Source organism: Aquella oligotrophica (genome assembly GCF_002892535.1).
Lineage (GTDB): Bacteria > Pseudomonadota > Gammaproteobacteria > Burkholderiales > UBA11063 > Aquella > Aquella oligotrophica.
In genome coordinates this window covers 951,407-972,862 of sequence record NZ_CP024847.1, presented here as the reverse complement: position 1 = coordinate 972,862, position 21,456 = coordinate 951,407, and the positions used below count along the sequence as shown (strand labels likewise).

22 protein-coding genes are annotated in these 21,456 nt (G+C 35.6%); 8 read left to right on the top strand and 14 right to left on the bottom strand.

Annotation, left to right across the window (positions count from 1 at the left end):
• Nucleotides 1–2 precede the first annotated feature (2 nt).
• From CUN60_RS04515 to thrS, 8 genes are all read right to left on the bottom strand, one after another.
• A complete protein-coding gene (locus CUN60_RS04515) occupies nt 3–980 on the bottom strand; it encodes a glycosyltransferase family 2 protein (protein WP_102950880.1) in 978 nt (325 codons plus the stop codon).
• Nucleotides 946–1,698, bottom strand: coding sequence for a DUF268 domain-containing protein (locus CUN60_RS04510; RefSeq protein WP_222593300.1), 753 nt, complete (start codon nt 1,696–1,698; stop codon nt 946–948). Before CUN60_RS04510 ends, CUN60_RS04515 begins: the two co-directional genes overlap by 35 nt.
• Before the next feature lie 7 nt (nt 1,699–1,705).
• Nucleotides 1,706–2,956 (bottom strand): flippase, encoded by a 1,251-nt coding sequence (locus CUN60_RS04505; RefSeq protein ID WP_102950878.1) that lies wholly within the window; start codon nt 2,954–2,956, stop codon nt 1,706–1,708.
• On the bottom strand, nt 2,943–4,031 hold the full coding sequence (locus tag CUN60_RS04500) for a GDP-L-fucose synthase family protein (protein WP_102950877.1): 1,089 nt from the start codon (nt 4,029–4,031) through the stop codon (nt 2,943–2,945). The genes CUN60_RS04505 and CUN60_RS04500 overlap by 14 nt, the downstream gene beginning before the upstream one ends.
• A 1-nt stretch (nt 4,032) precedes the next feature.
• On the bottom strand, nt 4,033–5,106 hold the full coding sequence (gmd, locus tag CUN60_RS04495; protein WP_425266150.1) for a GDP-mannose 4,6-dehydratase: 1,074 nt from the start codon (nt 5,104–5,106) through the stop codon (nt 4,033–4,035).
• A gap of 2 nt (nt 5,107–5,108) precedes the next feature.
• On the bottom strand, nt 5,109–6,257 hold the full coding sequence (gene glf, locus CUN60_RS04490; RefSeq protein WP_222593299.1) for a UDP-galactopyranose mutase: 1,149 nt from the start codon (nt 6,255–6,257) through the stop codon (nt 5,109–5,111).
• 20 nt (nt 6,258–6,277) lie between these two features.
• Complete coding sequence (locus CUN60_RS04485) at nt 6,278–6,883, bottom strand: OmpA family protein (protein WP_102950875.1); 606 nt, start codon at nt 6,881–6,883, stop codon at nt 6,278–6,280.
• Nucleotides 6,884–6,996: 113 nt separating this feature from the next.
• A complete protein-coding gene (gene thrS / locus CUN60_RS04480) occupies nt 6,997–8,883 on the bottom strand; it encodes a threonine--tRNA ligase (RefSeq protein ID WP_102950874.1) in 1,887 nt (628 codons plus the stop codon).
• 280 nt (nt 8,884–9,163) lie between these two features.
• Here thrS and hslV point away from each other — a divergent pair, with 280 nt between their 5' ends.
• The 3 genes from hslV to CUN60_RS04465 all read left to right on the top strand — a co-directional run bounded on the left by hslV (nt 9,164) and on the right by CUN60_RS04465 (nt 10,904).
• Nucleotides 9,164–9,706, top strand: coding sequence for an ATP-dependent protease subunit HslV (gene hslV, locus CUN60_RS04475; RefSeq protein WP_102950873.1), 543 nt, complete (start codon nt 9,164–9,166; stop codon nt 9,704–9,706).
• 2 nt (nt 9,707–9,708) lie between these two features.
• Complete coding sequence (locus CUN60_RS04470; protein ID WP_222593298.1) at nt 9,709–10,236, top strand: gamma carbonic anhydrase family protein; 528 nt, start codon at nt 9,709–9,711, stop codon at nt 10,234–10,236.
• Between the two features lie 170 nt (nt 10,237–10,406).
• Nucleotides 10,407–10,904 (top strand): peptidylprolyl isomerase, encoded by a 498-nt coding sequence (locus CUN60_RS04465; protein WP_102950871.1) that lies wholly within the window; start codon nt 10,407–10,409, stop codon nt 10,902–10,904.
• Between the two features lie 72 nt (nt 10,905–10,976).
• Here the strand turns inward: CUN60_RS04465 and msbA are convergent, their stop codons facing one another.
• Nucleotides 10,977–12,737: a lipid A export permease/ATP-binding protein MsbA gene (msbA, locus tag CUN60_RS04460; RefSeq protein ID WP_102950870.1), complete on the bottom strand. Its 1,761-nt coding sequence runs from the start codon at nt 12,735–12,737 to the stop codon at nt 10,977–10,979.
• Between the two features lie 118 nt (nt 12,738–12,855).
• Between msbA and CUN60_RS04455 the strand changes: the two genes are divergently transcribed.
• On the top strand, nt 12,856–13,458 hold the full coding sequence (locus CUN60_RS04455) for a Smr/MutS family protein (RefSeq protein ID WP_158649284.1): 603 nt from the start codon (nt 12,856–12,858) through the stop codon (nt 13,456–13,458).
• 10 nt (nt 13,459–13,468) lie between these two features.
• Here CUN60_RS04455 and CUN60_RS04450 read toward each other — a convergent pair whose 3' ends face one another.
• Both CUN60_RS04450 and CUN60_RS04445 read right to left on the bottom strand, forming a co-directional pair.
• Nucleotides 13,469–14,755 carry an MFS transporter gene (locus CUN60_RS04450; protein WP_102950868.1) on the bottom strand — a complete coding sequence of 429 codons (1,287 nt, stop codon included), beginning with the start codon at nt 14,753–14,755 and terminating at the stop codon, nt 13,469–13,471.
• Nucleotides 14,756–14,764: 9 nt separating this feature from the next.
• The gene (locus CUN60_RS04445) at nt 14,765–16,318 is read right to left on the bottom strand and encodes a YdgA family protein (RefSeq protein ID WP_158649283.1); all 1,554 of its coding nucleotides are present in this window, start codon (nt 16,316–16,318) and stop codon (nt 14,765–14,767) included.
• Nucleotides 16,319–16,579: 261 nt separating this feature from the next.
• On the opposite strand from CUN60_RS04445, the gene CUN60_RS04440 reads away from it, so the two are divergent.
• From CUN60_RS04440 to tatC, 4 genes are read left to right on the top strand one after another with little or no spacing between them, the layout of a single operon-like run.
• Nucleotides 16,580–16,900, top strand: coding sequence for a histidine triad nucleotide-binding protein (locus tag CUN60_RS04440; protein ID WP_102950866.1), 321 nt, complete (start codon nt 16,580–16,582; stop codon nt 16,898–16,900).
• Between the two features lie 14 nt (nt 16,901–16,914).
• Nucleotides 16,915–17,091, top strand: coding sequence for a Sec-independent protein translocase subunit TatA (gene tatA / locus CUN60_RS04435; protein ID WP_102950865.1), 177 nt, complete (start codon nt 16,915–16,917; stop codon nt 17,089–17,091).
• On the top strand, nt 17,091–17,447 hold the full coding sequence (gene tatB, locus CUN60_RS04430) for a Sec-independent protein translocase protein TatB (protein ID WP_102950864.1): 357 nt from the start codon (nt 17,091–17,093) through the stop codon (nt 17,445–17,447). Before tatA ends, tatB begins: the two co-directional genes overlap by 1 nt.
• Nucleotides 17,440–18,171 carry a twin-arginine translocase subunit TatC gene (gene tatC, locus CUN60_RS04425; protein WP_102950863.1) on the top strand — a complete coding sequence of 244 codons (732 nt, stop codon included), beginning with the start codon at nt 17,440–17,442 and terminating at the stop codon, nt 18,169–18,171. Before tatB ends, tatC begins: the two co-directional genes overlap by 8 nt.
• On the opposite strand, the gene CUN60_RS04420 is transcribed toward tatC, so the two are convergent.
• The 3 genes from CUN60_RS04420 to CUN60_RS04410 are packed head-to-tail and all read right to left on the bottom strand — an operon-like array spanning nt 18,168 to nt 21,425.
• Nucleotides 18,168–19,262: a glycosyltransferase family 4 protein gene (locus CUN60_RS04420; protein ID WP_102950862.1), complete on the bottom strand. Its 1,095-nt coding sequence runs from the start codon at nt 19,260–19,262 to the stop codon at nt 18,168–18,170. The two genes, tatC and CUN60_RS04420, sit on opposite strands and share 4 nt — an antisense overlap.
• A gap of 2 nt (nt 19,263–19,264) precedes the next feature.
• Nucleotides 19,265–19,897, bottom strand: coding sequence for an alpha/beta hydrolase (locus tag CUN60_RS04415; protein ID WP_102950861.1), 633 nt, complete (start codon nt 19,895–19,897; stop codon nt 19,265–19,267).
• Entirely contained in the window at nt 19,884–21,425 is a 1,542-nt protein-coding gene (locus CUN60_RS04410) for an APC family permease (protein ID WP_102950860.1), read from the bottom strand. Before CUN60_RS04410 ends, CUN60_RS04415 begins: the two co-directional genes overlap by 14 nt.
• Nucleotides 21,426–21,456: the final 31 nt, after the last annotated feature.

Genomic DNA, 21,456 nt, shown 5'->3' with positions numbered 1-21,456 from the left:
GATCACCTTAAAACAAAGCGAAGTAAATTAATTCGAGGAGAATGCATGTATAGAGTCTTTTTTAAAGCATCCTTATCTAATATTTTGGATTTATTATTAGAATAAATAATCATTATTGCGGCTAATGGATAGAGTAGAATAGCTACCACTTTCCTTAAAAAATCGTCTCGTAAAAGACTTTGCCGATATAGTTTTCCAATATATTTTTTATGACAGATTAACTCAATATTTTCAATAACCATAGCCTCAACAACTGGTCTAAATTTGTGGCTATTCATTACGGTAGCCTGTAAATTATCACCAAAACGATAATAAACAAGAGGTTTGTTAATGTTTAATAATTTTAAATCATTTTTCAGAATTTGTAACCAGAATTGATAGTCTTCTGCTATACCCCCATATGATTCATCATATCTCAGGTTATATTTATTGAGAATATCTTTCCGTAGCATCATGGAGGACTGAATAAATGGATTATCTCCAAAAAAAGCTTCAGCCTTGATCAACGGATAGTTAACTGGAGGTATTATATACCGTCCAGATAAATTACCATCTTTATCTATATACTCTCCATAGCTTCCACAACCTACACAATCTGGATTATTTTCAAGATATCCAAGCTGGAGCTGAATTCTATTCTCACAGGCGATATCGTCAGAATCAAGAAATGCAATATAGTCACCAGAGGAGAGTTCAATCCCGATATTTCGACAATAAGCTTGCTTTTTATTTTTGGAGTTAGCTATTATTCTAACCCTATTATCTCGTATTTGATAGCTTTCTGCTATTTCAAGACTATCATCACTAGAGCAATCATCAATAATGATTAGCTCCAAATTAGTATGAGTCTGATGCAAAATACTCTCTATTGCACGAGCTAGATACTTTCTGGAATTATAAACTGGCATAATTACGCTAACTAGGTTCATCAGCTTTAAACTCAAATTATCTTTTTTTAAACCAAAAACACCCACATCCATAATGTTGTGCCTGGTATAACTGAGGTTCTGGATTTATAACAAATTGATGTTCGTCTGTGACTAGAGCATGTTCAATTAATTTAAACTCAGCAAATAAATCCATAACCTGCTCAAAGCTGTATTTCCGATGAGCGTTAAATTCAATTTCAGGCGTTGCTGATATTGGAACCACAAAAATTAGGCTGCCATCAGCCCTAAGAACTCGTTTAAGTTCACGAATAGCCTTCAAATCACCATTATAGTCTATACTATCACCATAACGCCCAAGACCAATATGTTCAACAACATGCATACATGATAATGATTCTACACTATTATCTTCATGTGGCAAGTCTAAAATATTGGCTGATTTACACACTAGACCGTCAAGACATATATCTGCTGGTCTAAAATCATAAAATTCTGTAGGCACAATTGCTGAAACATTTGCACAAAAATTTAATGACGAAGAAATATCAATATGCTTCGATGGGTTAATTGCGACAATCTTTCGACATGCCCAAGCCACATGATATAAGTAATGTGGATCAAAACCCGTTGTTTTTGTGCGATCAAGTAAACATGGATAGTCTTGACCAAGCTCAAAGCGTTTTTGATTGCTATTTGCCAAAAATACTTTCTTTTCTTTGTAGAACAGAAAAAGTTTAGCCAACTGCTTGAAGAGCTCTTTTGTTTGTAATTTATAAAGTTTATAAATTATCGCAATTGAATCTTTCATAGTCATATTACCTTGACTTTATATTTTTTATGAATAAATATAGAGCAAATAAGCTTATAATCTCACACAATAGATAGTTATAGCTCACCGCAAAATAAGTATAATTTTTAATAAGAATTAAATTAGCCATAATACAGTAAATGACACCTATAATATAAGCATATACCTGATATCGCTCTTTCTTTAACGCAAAGCAGTATGTTGACAATGCTGACGAGAAAGCCATAATTATAGGGACTAACGATAAAATGCGCAAGACAGGGATAGAAAGATCATATTTATGTCCGGTAAAGATATGAATTATTAAAGGTGCAAATAAATTAAGGAACACACAAATCATAACCCCTAAGAAAATATTATACCGGAATAACTTCAATGTTTTATGCTTGATAATTGAACCTTGTTCTTCGGCTGTTATCGACGGGTAAACTGCCTGAATTAACGCCCCTTGTACTGTTAACACTATACCAATAATTTTATCTGCAACACCATAAATAGCAACATCTTTATAACCACAAAACCAACTTAGTAGAAGAGAGTTAAATGTGGTATAAAAACTAATCAGTAGTACTGCGGTAAAACTTGCAAAGCCCTCCTTAATGGTAACCAGTAAGGCTGTGAACTTAAATGACAATTTAAGATGAATATGATATTTGCTGATAACAATATAGATAGCCAGTACCCCTATTATTAATGAAATAACAGCATTCATTATAGCAAAATTTAGAAGATCATCATTATTCCGTACAATCAAGAATAATAATAATACACCAAGAACTCTACTTAGCAAATTAAATTTGGCAATATTCTGCATATTATTGGTGGCCTGAAAATACCAAGTAGGAAATAATAAATTACCGAAAACCCCAGCAAAATACCACATAAAAATTGAAGCATGCCTGCTGTATTTATCCGAAATAAAAATAAAGCCACATAACGGAATTAAAAAAACAAAATATAAAACAATTTTAGCAGTTATTACACTATTAAAAATCCGATTAATTGCTAGTGGATTTTCTTTTGCTTCTTTTGCAATGTCGCGAGTTGCTGAAAGATTAAAACCAAAATCGGTAAATAAACCAAGATAACTGGCAAATGCTGTAGCAGTAATGATTAAACCATAATTATCTTGGGAAAAAATCCTTGATACATAAGGAAAGGTTACGAATGGAAAAATATAATTTATTACCTGTGTCAGATTTAGATAAACAAAATTTCGAAAAACAGCACTACTTGCATATTTTCTAAAATTGGTCATTTTTGCTGCTAACAAGGTTATTATTTAAATACCAGTCACTTAATTCTTTTACTCCACTTGAAAGCTTGATCTTATGCCGCCAACCAAGTTGATGCAGTTTACTTACATCTTGTAGTTTACGATAAGTTCCGTCTGGTTTAGTTGCATCAAATTCTATCTGTCCATTAAACTGGATTTGTTCCTTGATTAAATATGCCAATTCCCTAATTGTTAAATCCTCACCAGTTCCAATATTGATGTGAGTATTTCTAATTTCGCTCTTACCTTTGATAAGATCGGTAAAATCAACTTTATTCATGACATAAATACATGCATCTGCCATATCATCTACATGCAAAAACTCTCGATATGGATTGCCACTACCCCAGAGCTTCAATGTTGTTATCTTAGCAATTTTAGTTATACCATATTTAGCAAGAGTCTTTTCCAATAAAGTATTGTCAGGATTGATGCTCAGATTTTTTGCAATCTCTAAATAATTCCCCTCATCCAGCAATTTTGCCAGATGTATCTTACGTATCATTGCAGGTAACACGTGTGATTTCTCAAGATCAAAATTATCATTCGGTCCATAAAGATTGGTTGGCATAACCGCTATATAATTAGTCCCGTACTGCAGATTATAGCTTTCGCATAGCTTAATACCAGCAATTTTAGCTATTGCATATGGTTCATTAGTATATTCAAGCACTCCTGTTAAGAGGCAATCTTCAGGCATCGGTTGAGGTGCCTCTTTAGGATAAATGCAACTGCTACCAAGAAATAATAGTTTCTTGACATTATTCTGATAACTGGCATGAATAATATTATTCTGAATCTGTAGATTATCATAGATAAAATCTGCCCGGTAAGTATTATTAGCATGAATCCCGCCAACTTTAGCCGCAGCTAAAAATACATATTCAGGCTGTTCTTTGGCAAAAAACTCATGTACTGCCTGTTGATTTGTCAAATCAAGTTCAGCATGGGTTTTTAATACCAAATTTGTATAACCATTTACCTGTAAGTTCCGAACTAGCGCTGAACCAACCAGCCCACGATGTCCCGCAATATAAATTTTACTTTTTTTATCCATCTTAATATCTCGCCAATCTCATTCTTTCAACATAATCTAAATCGTGTGTTGTCATAATCTTAACTAGCTGTTCAAAGGATGTTTTGGTTGGATTCCAGCCCAATAGCTCTCTAGCTTTTGCCGGATTCCCCAGTAAGGTATCCACTTCTGTTGGGCGAAAATACTTTGGATCTACTTCTACCAATACTTGACCACTCTGACGGCAAACTCCTTGCTCATTAATACCTTCACCTCGCCATTCAATATCGATTCCAGCAACTTTAAATGCTAGCTCAGTAAATTCACGTACTGAATGTTGCTCACCTGTTGCAATTACAAAATCTTCTGGGGTATCGTGTTGAAGTATCATCCACATACATTCAACATAATCTTTGGCATAACCCCAGTCACGTAGGGAGTTTAGGTTACCTAAATATAATTTTTTTTGATAGCCCTTTTTGATATTGGCAACGGCTAAGGTAATCTTACGAGTTACAAAAGTCTCACCACGCCGTTCTGATTCATGATTGAATAAGATACCATTTACCGCATACATATTATATGCCTCACGGTAATTTTTGGTAATCCAGAACGCATATTGCTTCGCTACCGCATAAGGCGAACGTGGATAAAATGGGGTAGTTTCAGTTTGTGGGATTTCCTGTACTTTACCATATAATTCAGAAGTTGATGCCTGATAAATCCGAGTTTTCTTTTCCAAGCCTAGCATTCGTACAGCTTCCAAAATTCGTAGCGTTCCAATTGCATCACCATTTGCAGTATATTCAGGAATCTCAAACGATACTTTTACATGTGATTGTGCCGCCAGATTATAAATCTCATCTGGCTGGGTTTTTTGGATAATATGAATTAATGAAGTTGAATCAGTCATATCGCCATAATGTAATTGTAGCTTACGTTCTTTATGCATATCTTCAACTAGATCATCAAGATATAAATGCTCTATCCGTTGCGTATTAAAAATTGAACTACGACGAAGAATACCATGAACCTCGTAACCTTTTTCTATCAATAATTCTGCCAAATATGAGCCATCTTGACCATTGATTCCAGTTATTAATGCTACTTTTTTCAAAGTCATAATCCTTTTTTAAATTTGTCTAATGCCATCAGGATTGATGCATGCATATCATAGTATTTATAATCAGCAAGCCTACCAGTTAAAATTATATTTGGATAATCTTTGGCTTTTTCTTTATACTGATTAAATTTTTCAATATTTTCTTGTTGTGGAATCGGATAATATGGAATATCATTACGATTACAATCTTTGGGAAATTCACGAATAATTGTTGTAACATTACTCTTTTGCCCGGTAATTCTTTTCATTTCTGAAACCCGAGTAAATTCGTATTCATTTGAAAAGTGAATCGTTCCAGCTTCCTGATAAAACTCCCGGTTAACAGTTTCAAATTTAAGTTCCAGCCCCCGATACGGCAATTCACCAAAACAAAAATCAAATAATTCATCAATTTTACCAGTATAAATTAGCTTCCCTTCAAATGGCTGTCCAAATAATTTAATCTGTTTTGTTAAATGATTTACCGTTAGAACCTCGCGATAATCAGTATTTAGCATTAATTTGATATTATTATGATTAAGCATATTTTTAATCATCCGCGCATAACCAAACTTTGGTACTCCCTGAAATTCATCCTTGAAATACCTATCATCATAAGAAATATAAATTGGCACTCGCCCAGTAATTGATACATCAAGTTCTTCAGGTCTTAATCCCCACTGTTTATGGGTAAAATTTAAAAACACCTTATCATACACATAATCGGCAAGAAACTTCAGATCTTCATCCTTAGTTTCTTTAAGTTCTAAAACATGAACCTTATTGCCATAACCAAAGAAGTTTATTAACTTACTACTTAATTTTTCAGCAACGGGCTTGGGAAATAGTATTTTAATGCTGTTTAAGTTGAATGGAATTGGCACCAAATTACCGTCCACATGTCCTAAAACCTTATGCTGATAGTGATGCCACTCGGTAAACTGAGATAGATACCCCCAGATTTCTTTTAGCTTAGTATGAAATACATGTGGGCCATAACGGCTAACTAAAATACCATCTTCGTTATAATAGTCGTAGGTATTGCCACCAACATGTTCCCGGCGTTCAATAATCAGCACTCGCTTTTTTAGCTGGCTTGCAATCCGCTCTGCCATGACAACACCAGATAATCCAGCTCCGACAACCACATAATCAAACATACTCATGATACTAAACCCTTATATCTCTAATAGATTGGCTCAGGAATAGCTACCTGCTCTACTGAAGTAGTAATCACAACTGGGATTTTATCAATATGATAGCCTTGCGGCGGAGCAACAGTATACATGATATCGACTCGTTGATTACGTGGCTGGTGTCCATCACTGTCTTTAGCAAAAACAGGATGTTTATTACCTAATGATTTTATACTAATCTGCTGATCACTTACGCCCATATAAAGTAGAACGTCTTTAACATTTTGCGCTCTTGCCATAGCTAGTTTTTCATCAGATACTGAATTATGCTTATCATCAGCATTTCCCTGAATCTCCACTTTTGCATTTGGGAACCGGAGTAAATAGCCTGCATTCCAAGCAATTATTGGCATAAATTGCTGACTAACTCTACTTTCATAAAGATCAAACAAAATAGCATTTGGCATCTGTTGTTTTATAACCGTATCTTCAACCAATACAGGCAATGTTGACTCTGTTGCTGTAGCTGAATTATTTGCCGCAGTCTGATTTACACTAGCATTGCTAACACTTGTTGTCGGATTAGAAGACTGGCTATGCGATGCACATGCTGTCATCAAGCCAATTAAAGATAATAAGATTAATTTATTCTTCAAATACTTACCCCAAAATAAATTTGCTATCAATAGCAATTGTAACACATTTTATAAACACTATAAACCAAATGGAGCCTTAAACAAGACTCCATTTGGTTTATTGAACACTTTGGCTACTTATCCAGAAGCAAAAACTCATCAAGAGTCATTGCACCAAGATCTGTGCCATCCTGTTTACGGACTGTTACTTGATTATTTTGCATCTCGCTATCACCGATCACAAGCAAATATGGAACTTTTTGCATTGATTGCTGACGGATTTTATAACCGATCTTCTCATTTGATAAATCAATTTCAGCACGAACCCCAGCATCTCTTAAAGCCTCATATACTTTATTCGCATAATCATTCTGTTTTTCAGAAATGTTTAATACAACAGCCTGAACAGGTGCTAGCCAAAATGGCAGATTACCTGCATAATGCTCAATCAATACTCCAATAAAGCGCTCAAGCGAACCAAGAGCTGCACGATGGAGCATGACTGGAATTTTCTTGCTACCATCTTCAGCAATATATGATGCGCCTAATCGCTCAGGTAAGTTGAAATCAAGCTGCAAAGTACCACATTGCCATTCTCGACCCAAGCAGTCTTTTAACGCAAATTCAATTTTCGGTCCATAAAATGCACCCTCACCCGGCTGTAGAGTATATGGTAAACCTTTATCATCTAGCGCTTTAGCTAAAGCAGCTTCAGCTGAATCCCATAGTTCATCAGCACCAACCCGTTTTTCCGGGCGAGTAGAAAGCTTTAAATCAACCTTATCAAAACCAAATTTTTGATATACTCGATAAGTTAAATCAATAAATTTTGCCGCTTCACTACCAATCTGCTCATCAGTACAGAAAATATGCGCATCATCTTGGACAAAACCACGCACACGCATAATACCATGTAATGCACCCGATGGCTCATTCCTATGACACGAACCAAATTCAGCTAAGCGTAATGGCAAATCCCGGTAAGATTTAAGCCCCTGATTAAATACCAATACATGACATGGACAATTCATTGGTTTAACTGCATAATCACGGTTTTCCGATGAAGTTAAGAACATATTTTCACCATAATTTTGCATATGTCCAGACTTTTCCCAAAGAATCTTATCTACCACTTGTGGAGTTTTGATTTCCTTATAGCCGTCTTTATCCAGCTCTTTACGTAGATATTGTTCAATTGTCTGCCAGATAGCCCAGCCTTTAGGATGCCAAAATACCATACCTGGCGCTTCTTCCTGCAAATGGAATAGGTCTAGCTGTTTACCAATCTTACGATGATCACGCTTCTCCGCCTCTTCAAGCATATGTAGATATTCTTTTAGCTCATCTTTATTGCGCCAAGCAGTACCATAAATCCGCTGCAACATCTCGTTATTAGAGTCTCCACGCCAATAAGCTCCAGCAACTTTCATTAGTTTGAAAGCCTTCAATTTACTGGTGCTTGGTACATGTGGACCACGGCATAAATCAATAAAATCCCCCTGTTTATAAAGGGAGATAACCTCACCAGCCGGGATTGCACTAATGATCTCAACTTTATATTTCTCACCGATTGAATCAAAATATTTAATCGCATCTTCACGAGTCATTTCTACGCGTTCAACCTGAATATTTTGATCTACCAGATTCGCCATTTTCTTTTCTATGGCTACAAGGTCTTCTGGAGTAAATGTGCGCTCAAAGCTAAAATCATAATAAAAACCATTGTCAATTACCGGACCGATAGTAACCTGTGCAGTAGGATAAAGCTGTTTTACTGCCTGCGCTAACAAATGTGCTGTCGAATGACGAATTACTTCCAGACCTTCACTATCTTTATCAGTGACTAACTGGAGCTTACTATCTGTGGTAAGGGTAAAACTCGCATCAACAAGTTTTCCATCAACTACTCCGGCTAAAGTCGCTTTAGCCAGACCTGAACTGATGTTTTTGGCAACATCAAGTACAGTTACTGAATCGGCAAATTCACGTACTGCACCATCTGGCAAAGTAATTCGTAACATTTATATTCCTTAATCTAAAATTTTATTGTAACTACCCATACTATGTAACTCCTGTAACTGCCGGAATATATAGCAAGAGCAAGGCGCAAGGCGACGCGATTTACATGAGAAGTAAATAAGGAGCCTTGTAACGCAGCTATTGCGAGATAGTACGAGCAGTTTTATTATAACTAAATTTAGATATCATGAGTAGGTGCTCTTGAATTCTTGAATTTAGGGCACATATTTTATCATAATATAGGCTATAATCTTGCACAAACATCAAGCGAAAGGAATAAAAATGGAACAATATCATGGCACCACCATTGTTGCCGTACGCAAAGGAAATCAGGTAGCAGTTGGCGGAGATGGACAGGTAACACTCGGACATGTAGTAATAAAATCAACCGCACGGAAGATTCGTCGCTTATATAAAGGGCAGGTATTAGCTGGCTTTGCTGGCGCTACAGCAGATGCGTTTACGCTATTTGAAAGATTCGAAGCTAAGCTGGAACAACATGGTGGAGCATTGATGCGATCAGCAGTTGAGTTAGCCAAAGAGTGGCGTACCGACCGGGTATTACAAAAGCTTGAAGCAATGTTGATTGTTGCTGATAAAGAACATAGTCTGATTATTACCGGAACAGGTGATGTGCTAGAACCGGAACATAATATTGCGGCAATTGGTTCGGGTGGTTCATATGCTTATTCAGCGGCTAAAGCATTGACAGATAACACTGAACATTTATCTGCCTCTGAAATCGTTAAGAAATCATTAACTATCGCTGGTGAAGTTTGCATTTATACTAATCTTAATCATGTTATTGAAACGATTGACTTCTAATCATGAAGAATATCCGTAAATATGCTGGGATTTCACCTGAAATTCATGATAGTGCTTATGTCGATGATAGCGCAGTAATTATTGGCAAAGTATTTATTGCTGAAAATGCCTCAATCTGGTGTAATTCAGTTGCTCGTGGCGATGTAAGTTATATCAAAATTGGTAAGAACAGTAATGTTCAGGATCTAACTATGCTTCATGTTACGCATAGCAATCCCGGACGGACGGAAGAAACCCCATTAATAATCGGTGATAATGTAACCATTGGACACAACTGCTGCTTGCATGCTTGTACGCTCGCTAATAATGTATTTATCGGTATGGGTACAACTATTCTTGATAATGCATATATCGAATCAAACGTCATGATTGGTGCCGGAAGTTTAGTTCCACAAGGTAAACGGCTGGAATCGGGCTATCTTTACTTTGGGAATCCAGTTAAACAAATCCGTAAGCTTAGTGAGAGTGAAATCGAGCATATTGCCTATTCGGCACAACATTATGTTAAAATCGCTAAGTCTCATAGATAATGAATAAATTATTGAATAACTATTCAGACAGTGTAACCGCATTAACTGCCGGAATATTTAGCAAGAGCAAGGCGCAAGATGACGCAGTTTACAAAACAAGTAAATAAGGAGTCTTGCAACGTAGCTATTGAGAGATAGTCCGAGCAGTTACAATTATTGAAAGGAAAAAGATGACTCAAGTATTACTAAAAACCACTCATGGTGATATCAAACTGGAATTAAATGCCGAAAAAGCCCCTTTGACGGTAGCTAATTTTGTCGAATATGTTAAATCAGGTCACTATAATGGTAAGATTTTTCATCGTGTAATTGATAATTTTATGATTCAAGGTGGTGGCATGGATAAAAACATGAAAGAATCTACTACTCGCGAGCCAATCAAGAATGAAGCTAATAATGGTCTTAAAAATGATAAATACACAATTGCAATGGCGCGTACTATGCAACCACATTCGGCTACGGCACAATTTTTCATCAATGTTAAAGACAATGATTTTCTAAATTTCAGTGGTGAAAATCTTCATGGTTGGGGCTACGCCGTATTTGGCAAAGTAGTTGAAGGTACTGAAGTTGTGGATAAAATCAAACTAGTTGCAACGGGTCGTCATGGTATGCATGACGATGTCCCTCTAGAAGCCATTGTCATCGAAAGTGCGGAAATAGTCTAATCATTAGTTCAAAATAAAAAAGTTGGTTTTAAAACCAACTTTTTTATCATTAAGCTGCAAAAATGTAGTTTATTATACACCATTATTTCTAAACTGGATATTATATAGGTTGGCATAATGACCGTTATTTGCCAATAGTTCATCATGTTTCCCGACCTCAATAATCTGCCCCTTATCCATAACAATAATTTTATCAGCATGCTGAATCGTTGACAGGCGATGGGCAATGACTAATGTTGTTCGGTTAGACATTAATCGGTCTAAAGCTTCTTGCACAAGCTTTTCCGACTGATTATCTAAAGCAGAAGTAGCTTCATCCAAAACAAGTATCGGCGCATTTTTTAATAATGCACGCGCTATTGCCAGTCGCTGTTTTTGTCCGCCGGATAAACGAGTTCCATTTTCACCAATATCAGTATCAAAGCCATTTGGAAGTTGCTCGATGAATTCTAATGCATTAGCTAATTTTGCGGCATTATAAACATCTTCCTTGGTAAAGTTAGAATTACTACCATAAGCAATATTATTATAAACCGAATCATTAAAAAGCACGACCTCTTGACTAACTAAAGCAATATGCTTACGCAAACTTTTAAGTGCAATAGTTTCCAAATCCTGATTATCAAGAGTTATTACCCCTGTGGTTGGTGAATAAAAACGCGGAATCATATTGGCAAGAGTAGTTTTACCACTTCCGGAGCTACCAACTAAAGCAACGGTCTCCCCTGCACGAATCTCAACACTTATATTTTTTAATGCCATGTCTTCTGCAACTGGATATTTAAAACTCATATTCTGAATTGATATGTTACCAGTAATTGTTTCTAATTCAGCATGCCCATCATCAGCCTCCTCTTTTTCGTCAAGAAACTCAAAAACTGACTCAGCAGAAGCTAAACCACGTTGCAATGACTGGGTTACATTGGTAATACGTTTCATTGGCTGGGCAATCATAATCATCGCAGTAATAAATGAAACAAAGTCCCCTGCAGTAAAACCGCTTGCTTGCGAACGACTAGTTGCAAAATAAAGAATACATGATAATGCCATTGCGAATAGAAATTGACTTAATCCCGAATTAAGTGAAGAAGTTCCTGACTGACGAACATTATTTTTTTTGATTGATGAAGCAAAGTCAGTAAATCTTGAGGTTTCATAACTATAACCATCAAAAAGTTTGACTACTTTCTGACCTGACACAGCTTCGGTCACTACCTGAGTCATTTCACCATACTGTTCCTGATTATTTTTATTTAATTTACGCAGGCGCTTGGCAAGTATTCTTACCAAAACTAAAACAAATGGCATGGTAAAAAAACAAAACAAAGTTAATTGCCAGTCGGTATAAAATAAAAGCCCTAATAATCCAATAATGGTCAGGCCATCCTTAACAGTAACTGTAATGACATTAAACCCGGCATCCGTAATTTGAGTTACATCAAATAAAATCCGTGAAATCATGCGTCCAGAATTATGATTATCGTAGTAAGCAACAGGCATACGCAATAATTTATTAAACATTTGCTGACGCATCTGCTCTACAACAGTACCAGATAGCCAAGTTGATGTTGTTTCATTAACATATGATGCAGCACCACGGATAAAAAATATCCCCATTACGGCCAAGGGAGTAAGAATCATGGCAGTCTTATCCTGGTCGGTAAAGCCTTTATCAATTAAGGGCTTCATAAGTCTAGCAAATGCAGGCTCGGTAGCTGCTGCAACAGCCATAGCTACAAGAGAAATTGAAAATTTACGCCAATATTTTGAGAGGTAAGCCGTAAAAATACGACGGTATAATTGATACGATTCATCAAAACTAACTTTTGCCATAAATGCCCCATTGAAATTTTATCAAGTTATATGTTATCATCAATTATAGCATATAAATGATGTAGGGAGCTTACAAGAGGACTGATAATCGGCACGCACTCCCAAGAAATAATTTTAATTGAAGATAAAGCAAATAATTATGTGGCATGACAAGTTAAAAAAACTAAAGAAACAATCTACACTTATAAGTAAAAATCGAATAGAAAAACAAGAATCAAAAAATGAAACGCTTGATGATATCAGCTTCAAAGATTACTGTCTCAAAAACAATATTAAAGCCATTAGTAATGATACGGTTGAATTACAACTAACTCAGATAAAATTGGAAAGAAAATTAATTCAGCCATACGAATCTAGGCAACAGGAAGGATTTGACTTTTTCGATGAATACAAAAGTGATGCTACTTTTTTCCGGTATGGTCAAAAGAATCTACCAAAAGAGCTGCGTAACGAAAAGTTCAGAATAAGTGCAGTACTTGATTTACATAACTATAGTAAGTTACATGCCCTAGATCTATTAGAAAGGTTTATAAATGCAAATGATAAGGCTAGCTGCCTAAAAATAATTCATGGTCAAGGAGAAAATTCAATCAACAATCAACCCGTATTAATGAATATTGTGCGCAGATATCTGCAAAACCTACCACAAATCATTGGCTATAGCTATGGAAGCCCAAAACAGGGAGGAAACGGGGTTACAATAATAAAATTAGGTCGATGAGAAAAAGATATTAATTGTTAACTAATTTAAAGTTTAAGCGCCAATAGATAAGTACAAAAATACAATTACAAATAACTGTAAGCATTAATAACCACCAAAGGCTAATAAAAATTAATAAAATTGAACATAAAATAGATGCTACAACCATATAGGCCGCATTCATTAAATTATTTACCGCAATCACCTGAGATAAAATGTTAATTGGCGAAATTACCTGTAATTCATTATAACAAGTTACTGAGTAAAAGCCAGCTGAAAAGCCAATTAGAAAGATTAAACCAAAGTTTAAAAGACCAATTAATTGATGACTAAACTCAGGAAGATCCAAGCAATGGTTTTTTACAGTATAATTTAGAAACAACAGAATCACACTAAAAACAGATTTTCCTAAAGCACCATAAATAACAAACCGTTTATGAATATGACCATTAGAAATTTTGGCACAGACAACCGAGCCAAGCCCAATTGAAACAGAAAACACTCCTAATAAAATACTAAATACATGTGCACAGCCACCCATATAGCTTTCAGTAAATACAGGAAGTTGAGTTGTATAGATGACTCCCATTGCCCAAAACCAAGAAATGGCATGCAGGTTATTGCGAATATTTTTATTAACAGTAATTTTCTTATAAACTCGGTAAGTTTCCTGAAAAACATTCCAATTTATTTTCTCCTGCTCGCCAGCAGGAATAGTTTTTTCTAGGCGAAAACTTAATAATAATCCCATAAATGTTGATACCAACATCATTGCGACAACTATTTCTAGCTGCCTATTTGCCATATACCAGCTGCCAAGCATTTGCCCAAGAAGGACTGCCACAAAAGTACCCAGCTCAATGTAACCATTAGCGAGTAATAACGGTTTTCGCTCACTAAAATACTGCGGAAGAATTGAATATTTTATTGGACCAAAAAAGCTTGAATGTATGCCCATGGCAACCAGTGAAGTAATTGAAATATAGAAATTATGTGTGATAAAGCCCATTATTGCAACTATGACTATACCTATCTCACAAAATTTGATTATTTTTATAAGAAATACTTTACTATAAGTATCAGCCAGTTTACCAGCATATGCCGAGCAGAGAAAAAACGGCAGGATAAAGAGTAAAGTAGCAATATTTACTGAAAGCTCACGACTCAATCCTGCCAGCACCATTCCCTGATACGTAATCATAACAAGGATGGCATTTTTTAATATATGATCATTAATAGCATTTAAAAACTGTATTGTAAATAGTGGTAAAAACTTACGACTATTTAATAATGAATTACTATTTAATGATTCTTGCATCTTATTTATCTATTTAGTAGGAATGCCGTTTAGGTAAACAGTTCCACTTTCAAGCGAAATTGTACTACTAATCATGCTTTCTTTCTGCGTTAAGAACCCTTTTTTCAGCCAAACATGTAACTGATTATCAAGAAGTATATTAACCACTTTTGCCAACGCATCGCTACTTTGTTGATCCATTTGCGCATTTCCTGCGGTCAAGAAATACTTCATTTGTAAAATAAAGAAGTATGCCAGAACTGATTTAGGTACGGAAAATTTCATATTTGCCGACATTTTCTTCATAAAGCTTGCCTGATCTTGCATATCTGAAGATTCAAAATTAATTGTAGTCGCACGCCCGGAAAGAGAAATTACACCATCTGGAGTTACCAAACTGAAACCATTTAATATAACCTCAGGTTGCTGTACAAAAATAGGAGTCAAATACGTTTTTAGCATGGCAATAGTTTTGTCTCTACTTAGTTGATCTGTTTGATCCTGCCCGGCAGTATCATTCAAATTATCAAGTAATTTACTAAATTCAGGCGAAGAAATATGATTTAGACTCAAATCAAAATTCATTGGACCATATTTTCTATTATTACTAGTTAGGCTCTCAAATCCAGCCTTGGCTGCAGCACTAAAGAAATTATTTTCATCCTTACTTATCGCATTATAAACCACATTTTGGATCTGAAAATTTGCCGGGTTTATAACATCAATTCCATTTAGAAAATCAGCTGAATTTACCCCAACCAGAGCGTGAACCATCTCACCAAATCGCAGCCCAACAGAATTAGATTCAGCCATAGCAACCCTAAGATTGTCAAGCTTGAGCGCGGTCGTTCCAACTTTTATATTGTTTACACTATAACGTGAGTCTGAAGCATATTCAAACCCATTGAAAACAAACTCTCCTTTGGTTGGTGCATTCAATTCAAATAATGGTGCTGACAAATCATTTTTAAAATAATTAAATTCTGGATTATACGCAACTTTCAGATATAAACCACCCCAATTTATCTTTACTCCAGATAAAGCTTCATCATAACCAAAGCCTGGTGAATAAATTACATAGCGTCCAGATTTATTTAAATAAATAACATTGTTTATTTCAAGTGGTTTTTTACTAGCAAAAAATTTTGTTAAAAGTTTGTCTATTTTGTCAGGAAAAACTATATCAGTTGAAGCATAAGCCAATGTGGGAATAAATGTCCCATGCAACCAGCCAGCAAATAAACCGTGAGTTATTTTAGTTGTATAATGAATCTGATAAGTACCATTTGCAAGCGCATTAATTGATTCATGGGCATTAGCACCAGGTAAAATTGCCAGTACATTTTTTAGCACCTGATTATTAACCGATAAAACTACACTTTCATTTGAAGTAAGCCAACCACGATTATAGTCTCGACTAACGACCTTAATCAATGATGTATCAGTAATATATTTAAACTGCAAATCCAGTTGTTTTTCTGCCATTACACCAAAGAAATATGCAGAAATTAATTGTACTAGTAATAGAATCAGTAAAATCCCACCAACAACCTTAAGCTTTATTTTCAATATCTTTTTTAACATTAAACTTCCTATACCACAAGCAGCCACCATAAAACCGAATGGTAACAGCTTTAATCAGTATTGCACTTGTTAACAACCAAAATTTTAAGCTATAATTATATCATCAAATAAATAGCTGTATAATACTTGCTTATATTGAAGGGTGCTATTTATTGAGTTTAGATCTTTATAATAAATAAATTCATAAACCACCCGATACGCATCAAGATCAAGATTTAAAGCTATTCAAGCCAATGATTTTATACAAATGGAAAGAAATTCATGACTAATTGTATATTTTGTAAACTTATTAATGGTTCAATACCAACAAAAATAGTGTATCAGGATGAAGATCTCTTTGTTTTTAACGATATCAACCCTAAAGCAGATGTCCATCTATTGTTAATCCCCAAAAAACATATCGAAAGCATGTTGGAACTTACAGATGCGGATCAGGATTTGATGGGAAAAATGATGATTACAGCTAATAAATTAGCCCTCCTTCATGGATTAAATAAAGGATATAAAACCCAAATTAATACTGGCATTGGAGGTGGACAAGAGGTTTTTCACCTGCATATACATGTTTTTGGTAATCGTTAACAGGAAAATAGAAAATGGGTAGTATAAGTATTTGGCACTGGTTAATCGTGCTTTTAATTGTTGTGATGGTCTTTGGAACCAAGAAACTCAAGAATATCGGGCAGGATTTGGGCGAGGCAGTAAAAAATTTTAAAAACGCCACCGATGAGAATACTAATAACAAACAACATTCAGAAGATAGTAAAAAATAATGTTTGGTATTAGCTTTAGTGAAATTATTCTTATACTGGTAATTTCACTAATCATTTTTGGTCCAGAACAATTGCCTATAATTGCCAGAAAAGCAGGTAAAGTAGTTGCAACTTTCCGCGAAATGAGTAGCAATATTCGTTCACAGCTGTATGAAACGACAGGTATTGAACAGTTTAATAACCTAAAAACAGAATTTCAGCAACAAATCGATCAAATCAAAAATCAATTCAGGATAGAAACGCCTCTAATCCAAATAAATGATTTGCAGAATGAGGAGTTTGACTATCAGGAATTTTATTTCCTCTATCAACCAGAACTTGATTTCAATCGAGAACCGGAATTATTTGATGAATAAGCAGATAGATCAAGTATTTATTTCACACCTGATTGAACTGAGAAAGCGGATTATAATAGCTGGACTTGGATTTGTAGTAGTTTTTATTGCCCTATTTCCTTTTAGTAATAGACTTTATCAATTACTAGCTACTCCAATTGGAAGGTTTTTACCCAAAAACTCGCAATTAATAGCAACGGATATAACTTCACCATTTTTTGTCCCATTAAAGCTAACCGCTCTAGTTGCATTTATTATTAGCCTACCGCTGATAATCTTTCAGCTGTGGAAGTTTATTGCACCAGGCCTCTACCAACAAGAAAAAAAGTTGCTCTTAGGTACAATTAGCAGTTCATTTTTATTATTTATTGGCGGCATTACTTTTTGCTACTATTTGGTATTACCGGCAATATTTCATTTTATTGGTAGCATTAAACCCGATTCAATAACAATGCTAACTGATATTGGAAAATATCTTGATTTTGTATTAACATTATTTTTCACATTTGGCTTAACATTTGAAACACCGGTAATAATCTTTTTCTTGATTAAATTTAATTTTCTTACTATCAACACCGCTACTAAAATCCGCCCCTATATGTTTGTTGGCGCATTTGTAATCGCAGCAATAGTTACCCCACCGGACGTATTATCGCAAACAATGCTAGCTATACCGCTTTATCTATTATATGAATTAGGCGTAATTGCTGCAAAAATTTTTATAAAACAGAACCCGCAAACTTAAAGTTTATGATAAAAATCAAGTAACCGCTGCTGCTCTCGTTCCCAGCTATAATTTTCAAGAACAGCCCTACGCCCATTTTCTCCCATCTGGCGAGCTTCGACCGGATCAGACAAAATCTTCTGGCAAGCCTTAGCAATTTCATCAGGATTAGCTGGATCTACCATAAGTCCACAATTATTATCTAAAACAATTGGACGCCATAATTCAAAATCAGAAGCAATTACAGGAATACCTGAAAGCATATATTCAAAAAGCTTAATCGGTAAAGACTCCACATAGCTTGGTGTTGGCAATAAAGTTACCATGCCGATTTTCACCGAGGATAAAACTGATTTGACGCCATTACGATCAAGCACCCCATGATACCTGACGTTACTATACCCAGCACTATTCTTAACTTGTTTTTCAATTCCCTCGTTACTGAAAGGACCAGCCAAATCAAGCTTTAAATTACTTATTGATAGTGAATCAATAAGTGGTAATATGCCACGAGTTTCCGAAATACTCCCCAAATAGCAGAGGTTATCAGAACGACTACTCCAATCAATTGCAGCCACATCAAGCTCAGCAAGGATTGGATAATTATGAATGGCACAGGTATTCGGATTTGACTTTCTAAATCGATCAGCTATAATCTCAGTGGCAGTAACTATTCCGGTAAAAGCCCTTGCCGCTGTTGCTTCACGATATTTAACTAACCATGAAACGAGAGGGCGGATAGCTTTCGGAATCCAATGCTTATTTAAAACCTGCTTTGGCACATCTTCGTGGACATCATAAATTACTTTATACCCTAATTTAGCTAATTTAACTCCGATACCAATAAGTTCGGGATCATGAAAGTGAATAACCTCAGGCTTTAGCTCAAGTACTTTATCAAATATTTCCCGACTGGTTTTTCTGATTCTTTGTAATCTGCCACCTACTGGTTTACCAACATCATGAATTTTTATTCCATCTTTAATTTCTTCCCCAAGAGAATCAGCAACTATCAGGCTAACATCATGATTGTGGGCTAACGCCCTACACTCTTTAATAAAAATCCGAATATCATAGCGTGGGTGGACAGAAGTAATATGACAAATATGCATATCTAAACTACTAAAATACGGGATAAATAATTTTGTAGCTGTACTAGCTTACCATGAAAAAAATGTCCAGTATTAATAAAGACACTTACTGGCATATCATATTTTCCCGCCCAAAGATAAACCGCATCTAGTGGGATAACCTCATCATCCTTACCATGAACAATAAAAGTCTTACTTGGATCAGGAACTACTACATTATAGCGCGTAACTGCTGGACCAACGAGCAATAATTGCTGATGCTCACGTTTAGCTGCAACATTTGAAACCACAGCCGAACCAAATGAAAACCCAGCCAAAGTAAAAGGTAATTCCGGATATAACTTACGTAAATAATCATAGATAGCTAATCCATCATCTACTTCCCCATTGCCAAAATCATGCTCTCCATCACTCTGCCCTACTCCTCTTAGATTTGGACAGTAACAAATATAACCTTTAGCATTCATAACCTTGGCAATTGTTTGGACTATTTTATTGGTATAAGTTCCACCACCTTTAGGGTCTGGATGAATAATAAGTGCCACTCCACGAACTGCTTCTTTGGGACTTAATTCAAGAACATCAAGAAGCCCCGCTGGTCCCTGAATGAATAGCTGGCGTGCATTTTTAGGTAATATAAGGCTAGTGCTGTTCATTTGCCACCTCATGCTTAAACTGCTCAATCTTAGCTGCAATACTTTCTATTTGGTCATGCTTATTGACAAAGATCCAGCAAAAAAACAAACTAACCAATATTACTAGATAGTTATCACTAGGGAAAGATATAATTGACTTACCATGTAGCTCTGAAATCAGATATAAAATAGCGATATATACAATTAGAAACCAGCTTTCAGCAATTACTTTGATAAAGTTAGCTTTAGCAAATATTGTAGCGTAAACAATTGCAACGGCAATAATCAGAATAACCAAATAAAGAAGATTTTGCGTACCTGACCAGTAAACAAACAAACCACAGCTAACAAAAGCCAAATAACCAGTTAGTCTATATAGTGGCACGGTAAATTTACGCTCAAGCGTAGGAAATTTACGTCGTAAGATAATCAATGCCACCGGACCAGACATACAACTTAATAATACCAGAGATGATAAAAAATTTACTAATTCCGTCCAAGTTGGAAAAGGAAGCAAAAAGCAGATACCAAGTAACATATTTATCCAAAGACAAATAGCAGGAGCATTAGATTTATTAAGTCTAGTCAAAATTGATCTTGGGAAAAACTCACGCCCAAGTCCTAAAAGAATACGTCCGGTTACTGCAGTAAAAACATTTGCCGTCCCAAGTGGTGCAATTACCGCATCAACAAACAGAATAATATATATATAGTTTAAGCCAAATAAACTTAATAAGCCAAGTAGAGGTGCTACTGCTTTTACTAGTGCAAATTTTTCAGATGGCAAGCAAAACATAAACATTAGTGATAATGAAGAATATAACACCCAACCAATTATAACTGGCGCAAAAATCGACCATGGTATTGCCCGTTTTGGATTACTGGTACTATTTGCTAAAATCAATCCATTTTGAAAACCAGAAAAAGCAAATGCCAGACCACTTGAGGTTATCGCTAATAAAACCGGCTCAAAAGCAAGTTTGGGTAAATGGTCGCTTGCAAAAAAATGCTCTGGCTTACCAAATACTAGTATCATCCCCCAAGCAATTAGTAGTGGAATAAAAATTTTCCATAAACTGACAGCGGCGTTAGTCTTACTAACTTTAGATAAATGTAATGTATTGAACCAGGTTAGAAATACCATAATCACTAATGCAGCCCATAGCCCAGCAGAAGAAAGCGAAACGTTGCCATCATGATTGCTAACTAACTGTGGAATCCAGAAGCCAAGATACTGAATCGCAGATTGAGCTTCAAGCGGTAAATAAACAATATAGCTAATCCAACCAAGAACCAGAAACATGAAGCCTAAAGTCCGACTATGCGTAACCCCCATAAAACGCATCAAGCCACCAACAACAGGAAGACAAGTAGCAACTTCGGCAAAAGTTAACCCTAATATCAAGGTTAATAAAGCGGTTATAGTCCAAGAAAGAATAACTCCCCCTCCAGCTGTTTGTAGTCCATAATATGGGGAAAATAACCAGCCACTGCCAATCATACCGCCTGTAGATAACAGCACTAGCTGAAACGTTGATAATTTACGCATTCACTATCCTTAGAAAACTTTCCAGTATTAT

Bases quoted from the DNA above. Each gene is read 5' to 3' on its own strand.
- thrS (WP_102950874.1), bottom strand. From the start codon at position 8,883: ATGTTACGAATTACTTTGCCAGATGGTGCAGTACGTGAATTTGCCGAT.
- CUN60_RS04505 (WP_102950878.1), bottom strand. From the start codon at position 2,956: ATGACCAATTTTAGAAAATATGCAAGTAGTGCTGTTTTTCGAAATTTT.
- tatB (WP_102950864.1), top strand. From the start codon at position 17,091: ATGTTTGGTATTAGCTTTAGTGAAATTATTCTTATACTGGTAATTTCA.
- CUN60_RS04410 (WP_102950860.1), bottom strand. From the start codon at position 21,425: ATGCGTAAATTATCAACGTTTCAGCTAGTGCTGTTATCTACAGGCGGT.
- CUN60_RS04445 (WP_158649283.1), bottom strand. From the start codon at position 16,318: ATGTTAAAAAAGATATTGAAAATAAAGCTTAAGGTTGTTGGTGGGATT.
- CUN60_RS04420 (WP_102950862.1), bottom strand. From the start codon at position 19,262: ATGCATATTTGTCATATTACTTCTGTCCACCCACGCTATGATATTCGG.
- CUN60_RS04465 (WP_102950871.1), top strand. From the start codon at position 10,407: ATGACTCAAGTATTACTAAAAACCACTCATGGTGATATCAAACTGGAA.
- CUN60_RS04440 (WP_102950866.1), top strand. From the start codon at position 16,580: ATGACTAATTGTATATTTTGTAAACTTATTAATGGTTCAATACCAACA.
- glf (WP_222593299.1), bottom strand. From the start codon at position 6,257: ATGAGTATGTTTGATTATGTGGTTGTCGGAGCTGGATTATCTGGTGTT.
- CUN60_RS04450 (WP_102950868.1), bottom strand. From the start codon at position 14,755: ATGCAAGAATCATTAAATAGTAATTCATTATTAAATAGTCGTAAGTTT.
- tatA (WP_102950865.1), top strand. From the start codon at position 16,915: ATGGGTAGTATAAGTATTTGGCACTGGTTAATCGTGCTTTTAATTGTT.
- CUN60_RS04415 (WP_102950861.1), bottom strand. From the start codon at position 19,897: ATGAACAGCACTAGCCTTATATTACCTAAAAATGCACGCCAGCTATTC.
- tatC (WP_102950863.1), top strand. From the start codon at position 17,440: ATGAATAAGCAGATAGATCAAGTATTTATTTCACACCTGATTGAACTG.
- msbA (WP_102950870.1), bottom strand. From the start codon at position 12,737: ATGGCAAAAGTTAGTTTTGATGAATCGTATCAATTATACCGTCGTATT.
- CUN60_RS04515 (WP_102950880.1), bottom strand. From the start codon at position 980: ATGGATGTGGGTGTTTTTGGTTTAAAAAAAGATAATTTGAGTTTAAAG.
- hslV (WP_102950873.1), top strand. From the start codon at position 9,164: ATGGAACAATATCATGGCACCACCATTGTTGCCGTACGCAAAGGAAAT.
- CUN60_RS04470 (WP_222593298.1), top strand. From the start codon at position 9,709: ATGAAGAATATCCGTAAATATGCTGGGATTTCACCTGAAATTCATGAT.
- CUN60_RS04510 (WP_222593300.1), bottom strand. From the start codon at position 1,698: ATGAAAGATTCAATTGCGATAATTTATAAACTTTATAAATTACAAACA.
- CUN60_RS04500 (WP_102950877.1), bottom strand. From the start codon at position 4,031: ATGGATAAAAAAAGTAAAATTTATATTGCGGGACATCGTGGGCTGGTT.